This window comes from Variovorax sp. J2L1-78, assembly GCF_030317205.1.
Taxonomy (GTDB): domain Bacteria; phylum Pseudomonadota; class Gammaproteobacteria; order Burkholderiales; family Burkholderiaceae_C; genus Variovorax; species Variovorax arabinosiphilus.
Map to the genome: position 1 here is coordinate 1,194,256 of NZ_JASZYB010000001.1, position 17,687 is coordinate 1,211,942.

The 17,687-nt window shown below is 70.5% G+C and carries 16 protein-coding genes; 13 read left to right on the forward strand and 3 right to left on the reverse strand.

What is annotated here, in order from left to right; all coding sequences use genetic code 11:
* Positions 1-60 precede the first annotated feature (60 nt).
* Together QTH86_RS05790 and QTH86_RS05795 are read right to left on the reverse strand one after the other, a co-directional pair.
* Entirely contained in the window at positions 61-702 is a 642-nt protein-coding gene (locus QTH86_RS05790; protein ID WP_286645620.1) for an NrsF family protein, read from the reverse strand.
* A complete protein-coding gene (locus QTH86_RS05795) occupies positions 699-1,244 on the reverse strand; it encodes a sigma-70 family RNA polymerase sigma factor (RefSeq protein ID WP_286646756.1) in 546 nt (181 codons plus the stop codon). Before QTH86_RS05795 ends, QTH86_RS05790 begins: the two co-directional genes overlap by 4 nt.
* A 172-nt stretch (positions 1,245-1,416) precedes the next feature.
* Here QTH86_RS05795 and QTH86_RS05800 point away from each other — a divergent pair, with 172 nt between their 5' ends.
* From QTH86_RS05800 to mprF, 13 genes are all read left to right on the forward strand, one after another.
* Positions 1,417-1,710, forward strand: a complete 294-nt coding sequence (locus QTH86_RS05800) for a BufA1 family periplasmic bufferin-type metallophore (RefSeq protein ID WP_286645619.1) — start codon at positions 1,417-1,419, stop codon at positions 1,708-1,710.
* 7 nt (positions 1,711-1,717) lie between these two features.
* A complete protein-coding gene (bufB, locus tag QTH86_RS05805) occupies positions 1,718-2,560 on the forward strand; it encodes an MNIO family bufferin maturase (protein WP_286645618.1) in 843 nt (280 codons plus the stop codon).
* On the forward strand, positions 2,557-3,324 hold the full coding sequence (locus tag QTH86_RS05810) for an HvfC/BufC N-terminal domain-containing protein (RefSeq protein WP_286645617.1): 768 nt from the start codon (positions 2,557-2,559) through the stop codon (positions 3,322-3,324). Before bufB ends, QTH86_RS05810 begins: the two co-directional genes overlap by 4 nt.
* A 10-nt stretch (positions 3,325-3,334) precedes the next feature.
* A complete protein-coding gene (locus QTH86_RS05815; protein ID WP_286645616.1) occupies positions 3,335-3,805 on the forward strand; it encodes a DoxX family protein in 471 nt (156 codons plus the stop codon).
* Between the two features lie 79 nt (positions 3,806-3,884).
* The gene (locus tag QTH86_RS05820) at positions 3,885-5,270 is read left to right on the forward strand and encodes a GTP cyclohydrolase II (protein WP_286645615.1); all 1,386 of its coding nucleotides are present in this window, start codon (positions 3,885-3,887) and stop codon (positions 5,268-5,270) included.
* Positions 5,270-6,682, forward strand: coding sequence for a URC4/urg3 family protein (locus QTH86_RS05825; protein WP_286645614.1), 1,413 nt, complete (start codon positions 5,270-5,272; stop codon positions 6,680-6,682). Before QTH86_RS05820 ends, QTH86_RS05825 begins: the two co-directional genes overlap by 1 nt.
* Before the next feature lie 55 nt (positions 6,683-6,737).
* On the forward strand, positions 6,738-7,367 hold the full coding sequence (gene upp, locus QTH86_RS05830; protein ID WP_286645613.1) for a uracil phosphoribosyltransferase: 630 nt from the start codon (positions 6,738-6,740) through the stop codon (positions 7,365-7,367).
* A gap of 150 nt (positions 7,368-7,517) precedes the next feature.
* A complete protein-coding gene (locus QTH86_RS05835) occupies positions 7,518-8,519 on the forward strand; it encodes a BMP family protein (protein ID WP_286645612.1) in 1,002 nt (333 codons plus the stop codon).
* Positions 8,516-9,454: a 5'-methylthioadenosine/S-adenosylhomocysteine nucleosidase gene (locus tag QTH86_RS05840; protein WP_286645611.1), complete on the forward strand. Its 939-nt coding sequence runs from the start codon at positions 8,516-8,518 to the stop codon at positions 9,452-9,454. The genes QTH86_RS05835 and QTH86_RS05840 overlap by 4 nt, the downstream gene beginning before the upstream one ends.
* On the forward strand, positions 9,445-11,010 hold the full coding sequence (locus QTH86_RS05845) for an ABC transporter ATP-binding protein (RefSeq protein WP_444813585.1): 1,566 nt from the start codon (positions 9,445-9,447) through the stop codon (positions 11,008-11,010). Before QTH86_RS05840 ends, QTH86_RS05845 begins: the two co-directional genes overlap by 10 nt.
* Positions 11,007-12,068: an ABC transporter permease gene (locus QTH86_RS05850; protein ID WP_286645610.1), complete on the forward strand. Its 1,062-nt coding sequence runs from the start codon at positions 11,007-11,009 to the stop codon at positions 12,066-12,068. The genes QTH86_RS05845 and QTH86_RS05850 overlap by 4 nt, the downstream gene beginning before the upstream one ends.
* Complete coding sequence (locus tag QTH86_RS05855; RefSeq protein WP_286645609.1) at positions 12,065-12,988, forward strand: ABC transporter permease; 924 nt, start codon at positions 12,065-12,067, stop codon at positions 12,986-12,988. Before QTH86_RS05850 ends, QTH86_RS05855 begins: the two co-directional genes overlap by 4 nt.
* A gap of 150 nt (positions 12,989-13,138) precedes the next feature.
* Positions 13,139-17,185 carry a bifunctional lysylphosphatidylglycerol flippase/synthetase MprF gene (gene mprF, locus QTH86_RS05860; protein WP_286645608.1) on the forward strand — a complete coding sequence of 1,349 codons (4,047 nt, stop codon included), beginning with the start codon at positions 13,139-13,141 and terminating at the stop codon, positions 17,183-17,185.
* Here the strand turns inward: mprF and QTH86_RS05865 are convergent.
* The gene (locus QTH86_RS05865) at positions 17,140-17,583 is read right to left on the reverse strand and encodes a cyclophilin-like fold protein (protein ID WP_286645607.1); all 444 of its coding nucleotides are present in this window, start codon (positions 17,581-17,583) and stop codon (positions 17,140-17,142) included. The genes mprF and QTH86_RS05865 overlap by 46 nt on opposite strands.
* Positions 17,584-17,687 lie beyond the last annotated feature (104 nt).

Below are 17,687 nucleotides of genomic sequence, written 5' to 3' on the forward strand. Positions count from 1 at the left end.
GCGATTGTCGTGCGCACCGCCGATCTCTGCTGGCGACCGCCGCGCCGCCCTTCATCCGCTTCACCAGCGCAGCAGGCGCGGTCCCAGCACGGCGCCGAGCGCCACCGGCAGGGCGATGCCGGCCACGTACCAGACAGCCAGGAACGGCGCGGCCAGCTCGACGCAGTGCACGGCATAGACCGCGGCCCCTGCCCCGCCGGCCAGCGCCCCCGCGGCGGCACCGGCCACCGCGGGCCGCGTGGGAGCGAGCCCCCGCAGCGCCACCAGCGCGGCGACGAAGACCGGCGCCGACATCAGGCCGATGCTGGGGACACAGGTGCGCCAGCTGGTGCCCCACAGCATCGCCGAGCGCTCGGCGGGCGGTGCCATCCCCCAGCTCATCGCAGCCATCGCCCAGATCAGCGCCACCGGGAGCGCGAGCGCGGCCCAGGCCAGCCCGCCCCGGACGCCGGGCCGCGCGAGACGCTGCACCAGCACGAAGGCGGCGGCCGCCACCGCGATCGGGAAGAGCAGCTTGATCCAGAACATCGGCCAGAACATCGCCTCGACCAGGTCCCGGCGCGGGCCGTACTCGATGAGCATGATCGCGATCGACACGGGCAGCGCCAGCGCCAGCGCCAGCAGCACGCGCCGCGCGCTCGCACGGCGGGGCACCGGAGTGGCGTCCGCCGCCAGCAGCGCGATCAGTTCGTCGGTCTTCATCGGCTTTCCTTGATCTTGAGCGCCAGTGCCTTCAGCCCCCGGTGGATGCCCACCTTGACCGCCGACTCCGACATGCCGGTCGCCTGCGCCGCCTCGGCGATCGACAGGCCGTGCAGCTTCACGTGGACGATCGGCAGCCGGTGCCGGTCGGGCAGGCCCTCGAGCAGGCCGCCGAGGTCGCGCCGCGCATCGCTGGCATCGGTGGCCGAGTCGGCGAACACGGCCAGCTCGTCGTCGAGCGGCTGGTGCAGCGCCTCGCGGCTGCCCTTGGCGCGCAGCAGGTCGATCAGCTTGTAGCGCGCGATCGCATGCACCCAGGCCGTCAGCGGCTGGTCGCTCTGGTAGGTGTGGCGCTGGTTGTGCATGGCAAGAAGGCATTCCTGGACGAGGTCTTCCACATCATCCGGCCAGCCGAAGAGGCGACGACCGAGAAAGGCCCGCAGGTGCACACCCAGTTTCTGGAGGAAGGTGCGGTAGGCGACGGCGTCGCCGGCCAGGCCACGGACGAACAGGTCGTGCAGCACCGCTTCGGCATCGTTCATTCGCGCGGGACTCTCGAGGGTTGTTCGGTTCATGCAGCGCGCCGGTTACAGCATCGGCCGAAATAAAAGTTCGGGCGCATTGTGCCGCCGATGTAACCGGGCCGGTCGCGCTGTCGAACTCAGGGGCACCTCGCCGACCGGCGGGGCTTCCACACCACCAAGGAGCTTTTCCATGATCGCACGTCCCCTCGCCATCACCGCCCTCACCCTCAGTGCACTGGCATCCGGCGCCGCGCTGGCGCAGGCCAAGCCCATGCAGGACAACATGGCCAAGCCCGCCATGGAAAAGTGCTACGGCGTCTCCATGGCCGGCAAGAACGACTGCGCCGCCGGCCCCGGTACCACCTGCGCCGGCACCTCGAAGGTCGACTACCAGGCCAACGCCTGGAAGAACGTGCCGGCCGGCACCTGCACGACCATCAAGACGCCCAACGGCATGGGCACGCTCACGCCGATGAAGGGCTGAGCGCGCGATGACGACGCAGGATGGCGGCCTGTCGGCCGGGCTCGGGCTCAAGCCCGCGCATTTCGACGAGGCGTTGGCCGCCACCGACGCCGGCCTGTGGTTCGAGGTGCATGCCGAGAACCACCTGGTCGACGGCGGCCCGCGGCTCGCCTGGCTCGACGCCGTGCGCGCCCGCCACCCTGTGTCGCTGCACGGCGTCTCGCTGTCGCTGGCCGGCGAGCAGCCGCTCGACCGGCACCACCTCGCGCGGCTGGCCGCGCTGGTGCGGCGGATCGACCCGGCGCTGGTGTCGGAGCACCTGGCCTGGTCCGGCGCGGGCGGCCGTCATTTCCCCGACCTGCTGCCCATCGTCCGCGACGATGCGGCCTTGCACCGCATCGCCGCGCACATCGCGCAGACGCAGGACATCCTGGGTCGCCGCATCGCGCTCGAGAACCCGTCGCACTACCTGCACATCGACGGCCACGACTGGGACGAGGTCGACTTCCTCGGCGAGCTGGCGCGCCGCACCGGCTGCGCGCTGCTGCTGGACATCAACAACGTGCACGTGTCGTCCCGCAACCTCGGCTTCGATGCGGCCGCCTGGCTCGACCGCTTCCCGGGCGATGCGGTCGTCGAGATCCATCTGGCCGGGCACAGCATCGACCCGGCGCTCGGTCCGGCGCTGCTGATCGATTCGCACGATGCGCCGGTGGCCGACAGCGTGTGGGCGCTGTTCCGCCGCGTGGTGGAACGCATCGGCCCGCGGCCGACGCTGATCGAGCGCGACGGCAACGTGCCCTCGTTCGCCGCGCTGATGGCCGAGCGCCAGCGGGCGCACACGGCCTTGCAGCTGCCGGTGGCCGCATGACGCACGCGCCCTCCCTCCAGCAAGCCTTCGCCGACGCCCTGTTCGGCCGGGCCGGCCGTGGCCAGGCGGACGTCGACGCCTGGGTGGCCCAGCCCACCTTCGCCGTCTACCGCAACACGGTGATGAAGGCCTGCATCGACGCGCTGGCCGCCAACTTTCCCGCGGTGCAGCGGCTGGTCGGCGAGGACTGGTTCCGCGCGGCGGCCGCGCTGCATGTCGCCGACGACCCGCCGCGAGACGGCCGGCTGCTCGTCTACGGCGCCGGCTTCGCAGACTTCCTGGCGCGCTTCGAACCGGCTGCATCGCTGCCTTACCTGCCCGGCGTGGCGCGGCTCGACGCCCTGTGGCGCGAGGCGCATGCCGCCGCCGACGCCCCGGTGATCGCCCCGGATGCGCTGTCCGGCCTCCCGCCGGAGGCGCTGGGCACGCTGCGGCTGCAACCCCACCCGGCCGCGCGCTGGGCCTGTTTCGATGGGCACCCGGTGTTCGCCATCTGGCAACGCAACCGGGACGCCGACGGTGACGACGTCACCGCGCCGCTGGACTGGCAAGGCGATGGCGGCCTGCTGACGCGGCCGGCCGATGCGGTGCAGGCCCAGGCCCTCTGCCATGGCGGCTGCGCGCTGCTCGACGCCTGCGCCGACGGCGCAACGCTCGGCCAGGCGGCCGAGCGCGCATCTGCCGCGCACCCCGATACCGACCTGGCCCGCGTGCTTGCCCAGCTCCTGCGCGCCGGGGTGTTCCTGCCGCTGACTCCATCCTGAAAGGCCCGCCATGTCGACCCCTGTCCTGACCACCCCTGCGCCCACCGGCCTGCGCGAGCGCTGGAACCTGCTGGCCCGGCGGCTCGAGCGCGGCGTGCCGCACGACCTGCTCGCCCTCGCAGCGCGCGTGGCCATCGCCGCCATCTTCTTCCTGTCGGGCCGCACCAAGGTCGCCGGGCTGCTCCACGTCACCGACAGCGCCTACGAACTCTTCCGCACCGAATATCGCTTGCCGCTCGTGCCACCGGAGATCGCGGCGCACCTTGCGGCCTACGCCGAACACCTGTTCCCGGTCCTGCTGGTGCTGGGGCTGTTCACCCGGCTCTCGGCCGCGGCGCTGCTGGGCATGACGCTGGTGATCCAGGTCTTCGTCTACCCGGACGCATGGCCCACCCACCTGTCCTGGGCCGCCCTGCTGCTGTACCTCGTGGGCCGCGGGGGCGGCCGCCTGTCGCTCGACCGCGCGATGCGCATCGACTGAGCGCGGCGCGTTCCACACGGGCCGCCGCGCTTGCCAGTCAGGGAGTCGGTCGCTACATTGCATTTTTTGAGGGCCTGCAATGTCTGTCGACACCGTTTCGAGTTCCCCCAACCCTTCCTCACCAGGCTCACCGAGCGCACCGAACCCGCAGTCCCCCTCGTCCGCCGCGCTGCCTGATGCGGCGGCCGCCTCCGTTTCGCTCTCCCCGATCTATGCACCCAATGCCGGCGCACCGCGGCATATCCGGCTGACCTCACACGCCGGCGGCTTCGGCGCGCTGCCGATCCGCTGGGGCGCGGCGACCGCGACCGAGCGCGGTCCGATCGTCGGCACGACCACCACGCGTGCGCACCGCAACGTGATCGGCACGCACAGCGGCTCGTACAGCGTGTACCGCGCGCTGGCCGTGGCGGCCGGGGCGCTCAACCCACAGCACAAGGCCGACCTCACCAACACGTCGCCGACCGACCTCATCGGCCCGTACCCGCAATGGTCGGACCCCGGGCGCATCGTGTCGCTCGACCCGTGGGGCGCGGCGGTGGCCGACGTGTTCTCGAGCGAGCTGGCGGCCGGCTACGACATCCGCCCGACCATCGCCGTGACCCAGGCGCACGTCATCCTGCCGGAAGTGATCGAGGCGCTGCAGACCGGCCGCCTGAAAGCCGACGGCAAGTTCCTCACCGCCGGTGGCGCCGCGATGGTGACCAAGGCCGCCATCGAGCCGGTGTGGTTCCTGCCTGAAGTGGCTCGCCGCTTCGGCTGTTCCGAGACCGACCTGCGCCGCGTGCTGTTCGAAGAGACCGGCGGCATGTATCCCGAATTGGTCACGCGCTCCGACCTGGAGGTCTTCCTGCCCCCCATCGGCGGCCAGACCCTCTACATCTTCGGCAACCCGCGCGACCTGGCCAACCCCGAGGTCGAACTCACCGCCCGCATCCACGACGAGTGCAACGGCTCCGACGTGTTCGGCTCCGACATCTGCACCTGCCGGCCCTACCTCACGCACGCCATCGAGGAATGCATCCGCGGCGCGCAGCGCGGCGGCGTCGGGCTGATCGCCTACTCGCGCAAGGAAGGCCGCGCGCTGGGCGAAGTCACCAAGTTCCTGGTCTACAACGCGCGCAAGCGCCAGGTCGGCGGCGACACAGCCGACCAGTACTTCGCCCGCACCGAATGCGTGGCCGGCGTGCAGGACATGCGCTTCCAAGAGCTGATGCCCGACGTCTTCCACTGGCTGGGCATCCGCAAGATCCACCGCCTGGTCTCGATGAGCAACCTGAAGTTCGACGCCATCACCGGCTCGGGCATCGAGATCGGCGAGCGGGTGAACATCCCCGACGAACTGATCCCGGCCGATGCGCGCGTCGAGATGGATGCGAAGATGGCCGCCGGCTATTTCACGCCGGGCGCCGTGCCCGATGCCGAAGAACTCAAGAAGGCCAAGGGCCGCGGACTGAGCGAATGATGAGCCAAGACAACTACGGGCTGGACCCCGACCGCCCCACCGCCAACACCGCCGTGCGCCATGTCGACGCGCAAGGCCACGTCGACCCCGCCCTGGAGCTGGCCACCGACTTCACGCAGCCGGGCCCGGCCGCCGCCTACCTGCGCACCACCGCGGCCGTGCGCGAGCGCGCCGCGCAGTTGCTGGCCCGCGCGCGCCAGGGCGAATCGGCCTGGTTCACCATCGGCGGCGACGCCATGCTCGACGACGCGGCCCAGGTCGTCGCCGAGGTCACGCGCGAGCGCTACCCGTCGGGCCGCATCCCCTTCCACAGCCGCTGGCGCCATTTCGAGGCGGGCGGCGTCGACCGGCTGGCCGCGCTCGACCGCCTGCTGGGCGACAGCGTCACGCCGCGCGAGCGGGCGCGGGTGCAGATCGACCTGGTGCTGGTCAGCGTGCTGCTCGACGCCGGGGCCGGCGCCGACTGGCACTACATCGAGCCGGCCAGCGGCCAGCGCTTCACGCGCTCCGAAGGGCTGGGCGTCGCGAGCTTCCATGCCTTCACCAGCGGCCTCTTCTCGTCCAACCCCGACCGGCCGCTGCAGGTCGACGCTGCCGGACTGCGCGGGCTGATCGCCGATCGCCTCGGCCAGGCCTTCCAGGTCAGCGACGTGAACCCGCTGGTCGGCATCGCCGGCCGAACGACGCTGCTGCGCCGGCTGGGCGAAGCGCTGGCCGAGCAGCCCGAGGTTTTCGGTGAAGAAGGCCGCCCCGGCGGACTGTTCGACGCGCTGGTCGGGCCGGTCGGCCCCGCCGTCCCGCCGACCGCGGAGGTCACGGCGCACGAGCTGCTGTCGCTGCTGCTCGCGTCGCTCTCGCGCATCTGGCCGGCCGCCAACTTCGTCGACAGCATCGCCGCCGACGGCAGCGACACGCCCGGCGGCATCGGCTCGGGCAACCCCGACTTCGCACTGGGCGACTGCTGGCGCCACCCCGGCGTGCACGGCCCAGGCCTGAGCAACGGCTGGATGCCCTTCCACAAGCTCTCGCAGTGGTTGACCTATTCGCTGCTCGAACCCTTCGAATGGGCCGGCGTGAAGGTGCACGGGCTCGACGCGCTCACCGGCCTGCCCGAGTACCGCAACGGCGGCCTCTTGATCGACAGCGGCGTGATCCTGTTGCGCGACCCGGCGCTGGCGGCACGCCGCTGGAAAGTCGGCGACGCGTTCATCGTCGAATGGCGCGCGCTGACGGTCGCCCTGCTCGACGAGCTGGCCCCGCGTGTGCGAACGCTGCTGGGACGCAGCGCCGACGACATGCCGCTGGCCTGCGTGCTCGAAGGCGGCACCTGGGCCGCGGGCCGCGTGCTGGCACAGCGCTTGCGAGACGGGTCACCACCTCTGCAGATCGAAAGCGACGGCACCGTCTTCTAGACTCTCACCCTTTCCAGAACCACAACAAGGCTTCACCGCCGCGCTTTTCGACACCATGAGCAACGTTCACGTCATCGACCACCCCCTCGTCCAGCACAAGCTCACCCTGATGCGCCGCAAGGACGCGTCCACCAACAGCTTCCGCCGCCTGCTCAACGAGCTGAGCATGCTGATGGCCTACGAGGTCACGCGCGACATGCCGATGCAGGACATCGAGGTCGAGACGCCGCTCGAGACCATGACCTCGAAGGTGATCGACGGCAAGAAGCTGGTGCTGGTGTCGATCCTGCGGGCCGGCAACGGCATCCTCGAAGGCATGCTGAGCGTGGTGCCCGGCGCGCGCGTCGGCCACATCGGCCTGTACCGCGACCCCAAGACACTCACCGCCGTCGAGTACTACTTCAAGATGCCCAGCGAGATGCAGGACCGCGACATCATCGTGGTCGACCCGATGCTGGCCACCGGCAACTCGGCGATCGCCGCGGTCGAACGCATGAAGGAACTCAACCCCAAGTCGATCAAGTTCGTCTGCCTGCTGGCCTGCCCCGAAGGCGTGAAGAACCTGCAGACCTCGCACCCCGATGTGCCGATCTACACCGCGGCGATCGACCGCGAGCTGAACAGCCACGGTTACATCCTGCCGGGCCTGGGCGATGCGGGCGACCGCATCTTCGGAACGAAATGACCCACCCCCGTTCTTCGCTCACTTCGTGCAGCTCGATTCCCCCCTCAAGGGGGCAACACCAGCGGCCCGGCGAAGCCGGTTCCGCGGTGTTCCACGCGAAGAGTCCCGTTTCAAGATCCCGTTGAATCCAATCACCCGAGGAGAAGCACCGTGCACGCACGCCGCCAGTTGATCGTCCGTTCCATCGCCGTTGCCGCCGCGCTCGCGGCCGGCGCCCCCGGCCTCGCCCTGGCGCAGGCCAAGCTCAAGGTCGCCGCCGTGTACACCGTGCCCTTCGAGCAGCAATGGGTGGGCCGCATCCACAAGGCGCTCAAGGCCGCCGAAGCCCGCGGCGAAATCGAATACAAGGCGACCGAGAACGTGGCCAACGCCGACTACGAACGCGTGATGCGCGAGTACGCGACGGCCGGCAACCAGCTGATCCTGGGCGAGGTCTTCGGCGTCGAGGCCGCCGCCCGCAAGGTCGCCAAGGACTTCCCGAAGGTCGCCTTCCTGATGGGTTCGTCGCTCAAGCCGCAGGCGCCGAACTTCAGCGTGTTCGACAACTACATCCAGGAGCCGGCCTACCTCAGCGGCATGGTCGCCGGCGGCATGACCAAGACCAACAAGATCGGCATGGTCGGCGGCTTCCCCATTCCGGAAGTGAACCGCCTGATGAACGCCTTCATGGCCGGCGCCAAGGAAACCAACCCGAAGGTCGAGTTCAGCGTGAGCTTCATCAACAGCTGGTTCGACCCGCCGAAGGCCAAGGAAGCCGCCTTCGCCATGATCGACAAGGGGGCCGACGTGATGTACGCCGAGCGCTTCGGCGTGAGCGACGCGGCCAAGGAAAAGGGCAAGCTCGCCATCGGCAACGTGATCGACACGCAGGCCCAGTACCCCGACACCGTGGTTGCTTCGGCGCTGTGGAACTTCGAGCCCTCGGCCGACCGCGCCATCAAGCTGGTGAAGGAAGGCAAGTTCGCCGCCGAGGACTACGGCCCCTATTCGATGATGAAGCACAAGGGCTCCGAACTCGCGCCGCTGGGCACCTTCGAGAAGAAGGTCCCGGCCGAGATCGTGAGCAAGGTGAAGGCCAAGCAGGCCGACATCCTGGCCGGCAAGTTCACCGTGAAGGTGGACGACGGCCAGCCGAAGTCGACGGCCAAGTGAAGGGCGTTGTCCGTCGAGTCGCCCGACTCGGCGCCGCACTGCTGATCGGCCTGGCGCTGGCCGGCTGCGCAAGCGCACCGCCCGCGGGTGCCGTGCGGCTCGACAGCACGCCGCGTCTGGCGGTGGTGTCGGCCTTCGCACCCGAATTGGCGCTGCTGCGCACCCGGCTGCAGCAGCCTGCGTCGTACAGCGTCAACGGTGTCGACTTCGTCACCGGCACGCTCGAGGGCAAGCCGGTGGTGCTGTTCCTCTCGGGCGTCAGCATGACCAACGCGGCCATGAACACGCAGCTGGTGCTCGACCGCTTCGCAGTCAGCGGCATCGTCTTCAGCGGCATCGCGGGCGGCGTCAACCCGGCACTGCACATCGGCGACGTGACAGTGCCCGCACAGTGGGGCCAGTACCTCGAGGTGCTGATGGCGCGCGAAACCGCGCCGGGCCAGTACAGCCCACGGCCCTCGCGCGATGCGGTGTTCCTGCCCAACTTCGGGATGATGTACCCGGGCACGGTCCACGTGCGCTCCGCCGCAGGCGGTGCCGAGCGCAAGTTCTGGTTCGAGGTCGACCCGACGATGCTGGCCACCGCCCGCAACATCGCCAGCGTCGAGCTGGCCGTGTGCGACAGCGCCCGCAAATGCCTCGACACGCGGCCGAAGCTGGTGATCGGCGGCAACGGCGTCTCCGGCCCAGCCTTCGTCGACAACGCGGCCTTCCGCGAATACACCTTCAACACCTTCCAAGCCAACGTGCTCGACATGGAGACCGCGGCGGTCGGCATGGTCGCCTACGCCAACGGCGTGCCCTACATCGCCTTCCGATCGCTCAGCGATCTGGCCGGTGGTGGCCAGGGCGAGAACGAGATGCGGACCTTCATGAACATCGCGGCCGACAACGCCGCGAAGGTGCTGCTGGCCTTCCTGGCGGCGTGGAAGTGAACGCCACGGCATCGGCCGCGCCGGTGCTCCGGCTGCGGGGCATCACCAAGCGCTTCGGCGCCCTCACCGCCAACGACGCCATCTCGCTCGACCTGCACGCGGGCGAGGTGCTCGCGCTGCTCGGCGAGAACGGCGCGGGCAAGTCGACGCTGATGTCGATCCTGTTCGGCCACTACACGGCCGACGAAGGCGACATCGAGGTCTTCGGCCAGCCGCTGGCGCCTGGCAACCCCAAGGCGGCGCTGGCGGCGGGCATCGGCATGGTGCACCAGCACTTCACGCTGGCCGACAACCTGAGCGTGCTCGACAACGTGCTGATGGGCACCGAGCCGCTGTGGCAGCCCTTCTCGCGCCGCAGCGCGGCGCGCGCCCGGCTGCTCGACGTGGCGCAGCGCTTCGGCCTGCCGGTGCGGCCCGACGCGCACATCGGCGACCTGTCGGTCGGCGAGCGGCAGCGCGTGGAGATCGTCAAGGCGCTGTACCGCGGGGCGCGCATCCTGATCCTCGACGAACCGACCGCCGTGCTCACGCCGCAGGAGAGCGAGGCGCTGTTCACCACGCTGGCGCAGATGGTGGCGCAGGGCCTGTCGATCATCTTCATCAGCCACAAGCTGGGCGAGGTGCTGCGCGTGTCGCAGCGCATCGCCGTGCTGCGCGGCGGCAAGCTGGTGGCCGAGGCGCGCGCGGCCGACACCACGCAGGCCGAACTGGCGTTGTGGATGGTCGGCCATGCGGTCGAGAAGACCGCACGCCGGCCAGCACGCACCGTCGGAGACGCGGTTTGCGTGCTCGACCATGTGTCGACCACCGGCAGCGGCCACGACCGGCTCGACGACGTCACGCTGACGCTGAAGGCGGGCGAGATCGTCGCCATCGCCGGCGTCTCGGGCAACGGCCAGGTCGCGCTCGCCGAGCTGCTCAGCGGCACGCGCAAGGCCACGCGCGGCACGGTCACGCTGATGGGCCGCGCGCTGCCGCCCTCGCCCGCCCAGCTGGTGCCGCGCGGCGTCGCGCGCATTCCCGAAGACCGCCATGCCGTGGGCGTGATCGGCGACCTGCCGGTGTGGGAGAACGCGGTGTCCGAACGCCTGCGCAGCCCCGCCTTCTCGCGCTGGAGTCCGCTCGGCCGCTGGGTGCGGCGCGCCGCGGCGCGTGCGCATGCGCTGCGCGTGGAGAAGGCCTACGACGTGCGCGGTGCCGGCCTGCAATCGCCGGCCCGCTCGCTCTCCGGCGGCAACATGCAGAAGCTGATCCTCGGGCGCGCGCTGATGGCGCCCGAATCGGCCGGTGGCCCGCGCAAGCCGCCACGGCTGATCGTCGCGCACCAGCCGACCTGGGGGCTCGACATCGGCGCCGTCGCGTACGTGCAGCAGCAACTGATCGCCGCCCGCGATGCCGGCGCGGCGGTACTGATGATCTCCGACGACCTCGACGAAGTGCTGGCGCTCGGCGACCGCGTCGCCGTGATGCACGGCGGCCGGCTCGGCGAGCCACGCCCGGCCACCGCGTGGACACGCGAAGCCATCGGCCTCGCGATGGCGGGAACGCACGCATGAGGCTCGAACGCCGCCATGAAACATCGCGCGCCGCGCTGGTGCTCGCACCGATCGGCGCGGTCGCCTTCACCCTCGCCATCAGCGCGCTGCTGGTGCTGTGGGCCGGCGCGCCGGTCGGGCGCACCTATGCGCTGCTGCTGCAGGGCGGCTTCGGTTCGGTGTTCGCGTGGAGCGAGACGCTCACGCGCGCCATCCCGCTGATCCTCACCGGCCTGGCCGCGACCGTCGCCTTCAAGGCGCGGCTCTTCAACATCGGCGCCGAGGGCCAGCTCTATGCGGGGGCGCTTGCCGCGGTGGCCGTGGGCGGCATGCATGGCGGCACCGGTTTCGAGGCGTCGCCCTGGCTGTTGTTTCCATTGATGATGGTGGCGGCAGCGCTGGCCGGGGCGCTGATGCTGCTCGGGCCGGCGCTGATGAAGAACAGGCTGGGCGTCGACGAGGTCGTGACCACGCTGCTGATCAACTTCATCGTGCTGCTGGCGGTGTCGGCGCTGCTCGACGGACCGATGAAGGACCCGACCGCGATGGGCTGGCCGCAGAGTGTGTCGCTGCAATCCGATCTGGAGTTGAACAAGCTGATCGCCCAGACCCGCGTGCACACCGGGCTGCTCTGGGCCGTGTCGCTCGCGGTCATCGTGTGGGCGATCTTCAAGCACACGGTGTTGGGCTTCGACATCCGCGCGGTCGGCGCCAACGCGCGCGCCGCCGCCTTCGCCGGCGTGCCGGTGACGCGCACGGTGGTCATGGTCGCGCTGCTCTCGGGCGCGCTGGCCGGGCTGGCCGGCGCGATCGAAGTGGCCGGGCGCACCAGCTACGTCACGCTCGACATGTCGCCGGGCTACGGCTACACCGGCATCGTCATCGCGATGCTGGCCGGGCTGCATCCGCTGGGCGTGATCGCGGCCGGTGTGTTCGTGGCCGGCGTGCTGGTCGGCGCCGACACCATGAGCCGCGCGGTGGGCGTGCCGACCTACATCGCGGACGTGATCGTCGCGGCCTCGCTGATCGCGGTGCTGGTGGCGACGCTGCTGACGCAATACCGCGTCCGGCGCACATGAGCGACCTGCTCGACATCCTGGCCAACGCGTCCTTCTGGGTCGCGACGCTGCGCATCGCCACGCCGCTGATCTTCGGCACGCTGGGCGTGCTGCTGTGCGAGCGCGCCGGCGTGCTCAACCTCGGCATCGAGGGGATCATGGTCGCGGGCGCCTTTGCCGGCTGGCTGGCGGTGTACGCCGGTGCCCCACTGTGGGTCGGCGTCGGCGTGGCGGCGCTCACCGGCATGGCATTCGGGCTGCTGCACGCCTTTCTCACCGTCGGGCTCGCGCTGTCGCAGCACGTCTCCGGGCTGGGCATCACGCTGCTGGCGACCGCGCTCAGCTACTACGGCTACCGCGTCAGCTTTCCGAAGGTGAACACGCCGCCGACGATCACGCCCTTCGCGCCGATGGAATGGCTCCCCATCCCGGTACTCGGCGCGCAGACGCCGCTCACGCTGCTGGCGCTGGCGCTGGTGCCCGCGGTGGCGTGGGTGCTCTATCGCACGCCGGTCGGGCTGGCGGTGCGCATGGTCGGCGAGAACCCGCAGGCGGCCGAAGGCCAGGGCGTGTCGGTCGCGGCCACGCGCACCGGCGCCATCGTCGCGGGGTCGGCGCTGATGGGCGTGGCGGGGTCCTTCCTCACCTTATCGGCCTTCAATGCGTTTTTCTTCAACATGGTGAACGGCCGCGGCTGGATCTGCGTGGCGCTGGTCGTGTTCGCGTCGTGGCGCCCGGGCAAGGCGCTGCTCGGCGCCCTGCTCTTCGCCTTCTTCGACGCGCTGCAGTTGCGCCTGCAGCAATCGGGCGACGCCGTGCTGCCCTACCAGCTCTACCTGATGCTGCCGTACCTGCTGTCGATCCTGGCGCTGGTGCTGGTGGCACGCAAGGCCAGCTACCCCCAGGCGCTGATGAAGCCCTACCGCAAGGGCGAGCGCTGAGGCCTGGCGCGGCGCCGCCACCGGCGTAACCGCGAAAAAATGCGCAGACCGTCGTCGGCGCCGGTCCGCCAAACGCGGGAAACAAACGTTATTCAACGAATAACCGCCTGCTCCCCCTGCGCTTCGATGCGCGAACGCCCGACCGACCCGATGGAATCCGCTCCCGCCAAGCCCCTTGCGACGCCAGCCCTCTGGCTCGGTGCCTGGTGGCCGCGCCTGCGTCCCTGGCTGCTGGCCGCCGCGGGCCTGGCGCTGTGTGCGTTGATGGCCAAGGCGCTGCACGGCTTCATGAACGAGGTGCGTTACGACGAGGTGATGAAGGCGGTGTCGGCCACGCCGGACCTGAACATCGCGATGGCCGTGCTGGCGACCGCGCTGAGCTACCTGATCCTGGCCGGCTACGATTTTTCCGCTCTCGGCTATGCCCACGCCAAGGTGCCGCGCCCGACGGTGTTCGTCACCTCCTTCGTGGCCTATGCACTGTCGAACACCATCGGCCTGGGGCCGCTGACCGGTGGCGCCATCCGCACGCGGATGTACACCGCCGCCGGGCTCACGCCGCACCAGATCGCGCAGGTCATCGTCTTCAACCTGATCGCCTTCGGCCTCGGCATCACGGCCTTCGGCGCGCTGAGCCTGCTGTGGGGCGCTCGCGAGGTCGCGCCGCTGCTGCACCTGCCGGCCGTGCTGCTGCAGGCCGCCGCCGCGGCGGCACTGCTGGCGCTGGGCGCCTTCCTGTGGCTCTGCACGCGGCGGCGGGTGCTCAGCATCGGCCCGCGCTGGACGATGCGGCTGCCGACGGCGGGGCTGGCGGTGCGTCAGCTGGTCATCTCGGCGGTCGAGCTGTGCACCTCGGCGGCGGCGTTGTGGTTCCTGCTGCCCGACGGGCAGATCAGCCTGCCGACCTTCATCATCTTCTACGCGATCGCCATCGCCGCCGGCATCGTGAGCCACGTGCCGGGCGGTGTCGGCGTGTTCGAGGCGGTGATGCTGCTGGCCACCCAGTCGCACATGGCCACCGACGCGATGCTCGGCGCGCTGCTGCTCAACCGGGGGATCTACTACGTGCTGCCGCTGGTGGTGGCCACGGCCCTGGTCGTCGCCTACGAAGTGCGGTCGGGCGTGGCCGCCCCCATCGCGCGGGCCGCGGTGCGCCTGAGCCCCCGGCTGCTGGCCGCCCTCGCGCTGGTCGCGGGCATCTGGCTGCTGGTGTCGGGCGTCACGCCGCTCACCGAAGATGCCAAGGACCTGCTGGCCACGCTGCACGTGCCGCTGCCGTTGATCGAGGCCTCGCACTTCCTGGGCAGCATTGCCGGGCTGGGCTTCGTGCTGGTGGCGCGCGGCCTGTTTCACCGGCTCGATGCCGCCTGGTGGGCCGCCTTCGTGCTGTCGGTGATCTCCGCGGTGCTCGCCCTGCCCAAGGGGATCGCGTTGAACGAGGCCGCGCTGCTGTCGACGCTGGCCGTGCTGCTGCTGATGTCGCGGCGGCAGTTCGACCGGCCCTCCTCGCTGTTCGCCCAGCGCCTGGAGCCCGGCTGGCTGCTCACGCTGGCCGGGGTGCTGATCGCCTGCACCTGGCTGCTGGTCTTCGCCTACCAGGAGGTGCGCTACACCAACCGCCTGTGGTGGCAGTTCGAGCTCGACGCGGAGGCACCGCGCTCGCTGCGCGCGCTGCTCGCCGTCGAACTGGCGGCGCTGGCCTTGGGCCTCTGGCAACTGCTGCGGCCGACGGCCAGCAGCCCCCTGGCGCGTCCGACGGTCGCAGAGCTCGACCGCGCCGCCGCGATCGTGCGGGCGAACCCGTCCTCGGAAGGCTGCTACGCGCTGACCGGCGACAAGCAGCTGATGTTCTCGCCCTCGGGCAACAGCTTCCTCATGTTCGGCCGGCAAGGGCGTTCGTGGATATCGCTCTTCGGGCCCATCGGCGACAAACGCGAGTGGGCCGACCTGGTGTGGCGCTTCGTCGAACTCGCGACCTCCAATGGCGGCCGGCCGGCCTTCTACCAGGTGCGGCCGTCCACCCTGCCGCTCTACCTGGACTGCGGCCTGCACGCCTTCAAGCTCGGCGAGTACGCACAGATCGAACTGCAGGACTTCAACCTCAAGGGCGCCAAGCGCGCCAACCTGCGCGCGGGCATGAACCGCGGCGAGCGCGAGGGCCTGGTGTTCGAGGTGCTCGCCCCGGCGCAGGTCGACGCCGTGATGGCCGAGCTGCGCGCCGTGTCCGACGCCTGGCTCGAGCGCCAGGCCACGCGCGAGAAAGGCTTCTCGGTCGGCCGTTTCGACGAGGACTACCTGCGCCGCCTGCCGGTGGCCGTGGTGCGGCGCGAGGGCCGCGTGATCGCCTTCGCCAGCCTGCAGATGACCGAGGCCGCCGAGGACGCGGGTGTCGACCTGATGCGCTACGCGCCCGACGCACCGCCCGGCACCATGGACTACCTTTTCGCCAAGGTCCTGCTGCACATGCAGGAGCGCGGCTTTCGCAGCTTCGGCCTGGGCATGTCGCCCATGGCTGGCATGGCCACGCGCCCGCGCGCACCGCGCTGGCAGCGGCTCGGCCGGCTGCTCTTCACCTACGGCGAGCGCTTCTACAGCTTCCGCGGCCTGTACAACTACAAGGACAAGTTCGAGCCGAGCTGGGAAGCGCGCTACCTCACCGCGCCGGGCGGCATCTCGCCGCTGCTGGTGCTGGCCGACGTGGCGGCGCTGATCGGCGACGGCGGCCAGCCGCCCGAAGCCGCCTCGAAGTTCTCGATGAAGAAGCCATTCAGGAAGCACGGCGTGCGCGAGCTTTGCCTGCTCGCGATCTGCAGCATCGCGCTGCTGGTGCCGGCCCTCAGTCGTGCCCAGGCCCAGCCGCTGGCGGCGCCCTCGGCCAGCACCGTGTCGCACGGACAGTTCGACAACATCCTGCTGCTGCGCCCGGCCGGTGCGGTGCAGCAGTTCGTGATGCTCTTCACGGGCGGCGAAGCGCCCGCGCCGGGCGACCGCCAGCTGGCCGACGCGATGGTCGCGCGCGGCGCCATGGTGGCGCTGGTGCCGCTCGACCCGTTCTACCGCCGGCTCATGGCCGACAGCCAGGTGTCCAAGTGCGTCTACGGGGGCGGCTCGGTCGACAACTTCGCGCGCCACGTCCAGGCGCAGGACCGGATGCAGACCTACATCGAGCCGATCCTGGTCGGCACGGGCGCTGCCGCGGCCTTTCCCTATGTGCTACTGGCCCAGTCACCCGCGGACAACTTCACTGGCGCGCTGTCGGTCGGCTTCTGCCCGCGCATGAGCCTGCCGATGCCACTGTGCACCGCCAACGAATTCAAGTTCCACACCGCCGCCGACAAGGGCATCGAGTTCCAGCCGGCCACGCGCCTGGTTGCACCCTGGAGCGCAACACCGCCAGCGCCCCCTGCCGCCTGCCCGGCCACGTCGCAGGCCGCCTCCCCGGCCGGCTTCGTCAAGGCCGTGCCCGGTGCGACCTGGGTCGTGCCTTCGGCCGCCACGCCGGCCGGTGCGGTGCCTGCCGAGTTCGTCGCGGCCTACGAGCAGCTCGCGTCGAAGCGCGCCGCCATCGGTCCACCGCCGACCCAACTGTCCGACTTGCCGGTGGTCGAGGTGCCGGCCAAGACGCCGGGCAAGCGCTTCGCGGTGCTGATCTCGGGCGACGGCGGCTGGGCCTCCATCGACAAGGCGCTGGCCGCGGCGCTCGCGAAGGACGGCGTGCCGGTGGTCGGCATCGATTCGCTGCGCTACTTCTGGAAGGCCCGCACGCCCGAGGGCCTGACCGAGGACATGGACCGCGTGATCCGCTACTACGCCGCGCGCTGGCAGCGCAGCGAGGTCGTCTTCATCGGCTTCAGCCAGGGCGCCGACGTGCTGCCCTTCGTCTACAACCGGCTGCCGCAGCGCACGAAGGACAGCATCAAGCTGAACGTGCTCTTGGCGCCCGGCCAGAAGGCGGCTTTCGAATTCCATGTGGCCAACTGGCTCGGCAAGAGCGGCGACAAGCCGATCCTCCCGGAGGCCGTCAAGCTCAAGGCCGCCAACACGGTGTGCTTCTACGGCACCGACGAGAAGGCCGATGCGCTGTGCCCGCTGCTCGATACGTCGCAGACCCGCACCGTCGCGATGCCCGGCGGCCACCACCTGGGCGGCGACTACGACGCCCTGGCCGCGCAGATGCTGGGCTTCCTGCCGCGGTAGGCAGGATCGGCAGCGCTGCCGCCCGGCAGTGCCACGTCGTCATCGTCGTCCGCCAGCTCGATGCGCACGTCCAGCGGACCGCGCGCGCCGAAAGCCTCGGCCCCCGCGTCGATGCGGCCGAGCACATGGAAGCCACCGCTGAGCGCCTGGCCGTCCTGGGCGTGCAGGATCGCGAGGTCCGGCCCGGCCGACCAGCAGACGATGTCGCCCACCTCGTAGGCCTGCGTATGCCGTTCCGCCGCCGGCATGGCGCCCGGCAGCGGGCCGAACTTCTCGCGGCCGAACAGGCCGTGCAGCGTGATCGCGAGCGGCAGCATGGCCGCGAAGGCGTGGGCCGCGTCGTTGTCGGCCAGGGTGGCGGGAATGACCCGGCCATCGAGCTTCAGATGAATCTTCATGGTGGACCTCGTCAGGGCGTCCCACGCGCGATGCGCAGGACGGGCGCCGCCCGCGGTACCGCAATTGCGGTGCCACGTGGACGGCATCGGATGGGCCGGCGCGA

What these genes read in the sequence shown, in the direction of transcription:
- QTH86_RS05850 (WP_286645610.1), top strand. Translation starts at nt 11,007, where the DNA reads ATGAGGCTCGAACGCCGCCATGAAACATCGCGCGCCGCGCTGGTGCTC.
- QTH86_RS05815 (WP_286645616.1), top strand. Translation starts at nt 3,335, where the DNA reads ATGTCGACCCCTGTCCTGACCACCCCTGCGCCCACCGGCCTGCGCGAG.
- bufB (WP_286645618.1), top strand. Translation starts at nt 1,718, where the DNA reads ATGACGACGCAGGATGGCGGCCTGTCGGCCGGGCTCGGGCTCAAGCCC.
- QTH86_RS05865 (WP_286645607.1), bottom strand. Translation starts at nt 17,583, where the DNA reads ATGAAGATTCATCTGAAGCTCGATGGCCGGGTCATTCCCGCCACCCTG.
- mprF (WP_286645608.1), top strand. Translation starts at nt 13,139, where the DNA reads ATGGAATCCGCTCCCGCCAAGCCCCTTGCGACGCCAGCCCTCTGGCTC.
- QTH86_RS05810 (WP_286645617.1), top strand. Translation starts at nt 2,557, where the DNA reads ATGACGCACGCGCCCTCCCTCCAGCAAGCCTTCGCCGACGCCCTGTTC.
- QTH86_RS05790 (WP_286645620.1), bottom strand. Translation starts at nt 702, where the DNA reads ATGAAGACCGACGAACTGATCGCGCTGCTGGCGGCGGACGCCACTCCG.
- QTH86_RS05800 (WP_286645619.1), top strand. Translation starts at nt 1,417, where the DNA reads ATGATCGCACGTCCCCTCGCCATCACCGCCCTCACCCTCAGTGCACTG.
- upp (WP_286645613.1), top strand. Translation starts at nt 6,738, where the DNA reads ATGAGCAACGTTCACGTCATCGACCACCCCCTCGTCCAGCACAAGCTC.
- QTH86_RS05820 (WP_286645615.1), top strand. Translation starts at nt 3,885, where the DNA reads ATGTCTGTCGACACCGTTTCGAGTTCCCCCAACCCTTCCTCACCAGGC.
- QTH86_RS05795 (WP_286646756.1), bottom strand. Translation starts at nt 1,244, where the DNA reads ATGAACGATGCCGAAGCGGTGCTGCACGACCTGTTCGTCCGTGGCCTG.
- QTH86_RS05825 (WP_286645614.1), top strand. Translation starts at nt 5,270, where the DNA reads ATGAGCCAAGACAACTACGGGCTGGACCCCGACCGCCCCACCGCCAAC.
- QTH86_RS05855 (WP_286645609.1), top strand. Translation starts at nt 12,065, where the DNA reads ATGAGCGACCTGCTCGACATCCTGGCCAACGCGTCCTTCTGGGTCGCG.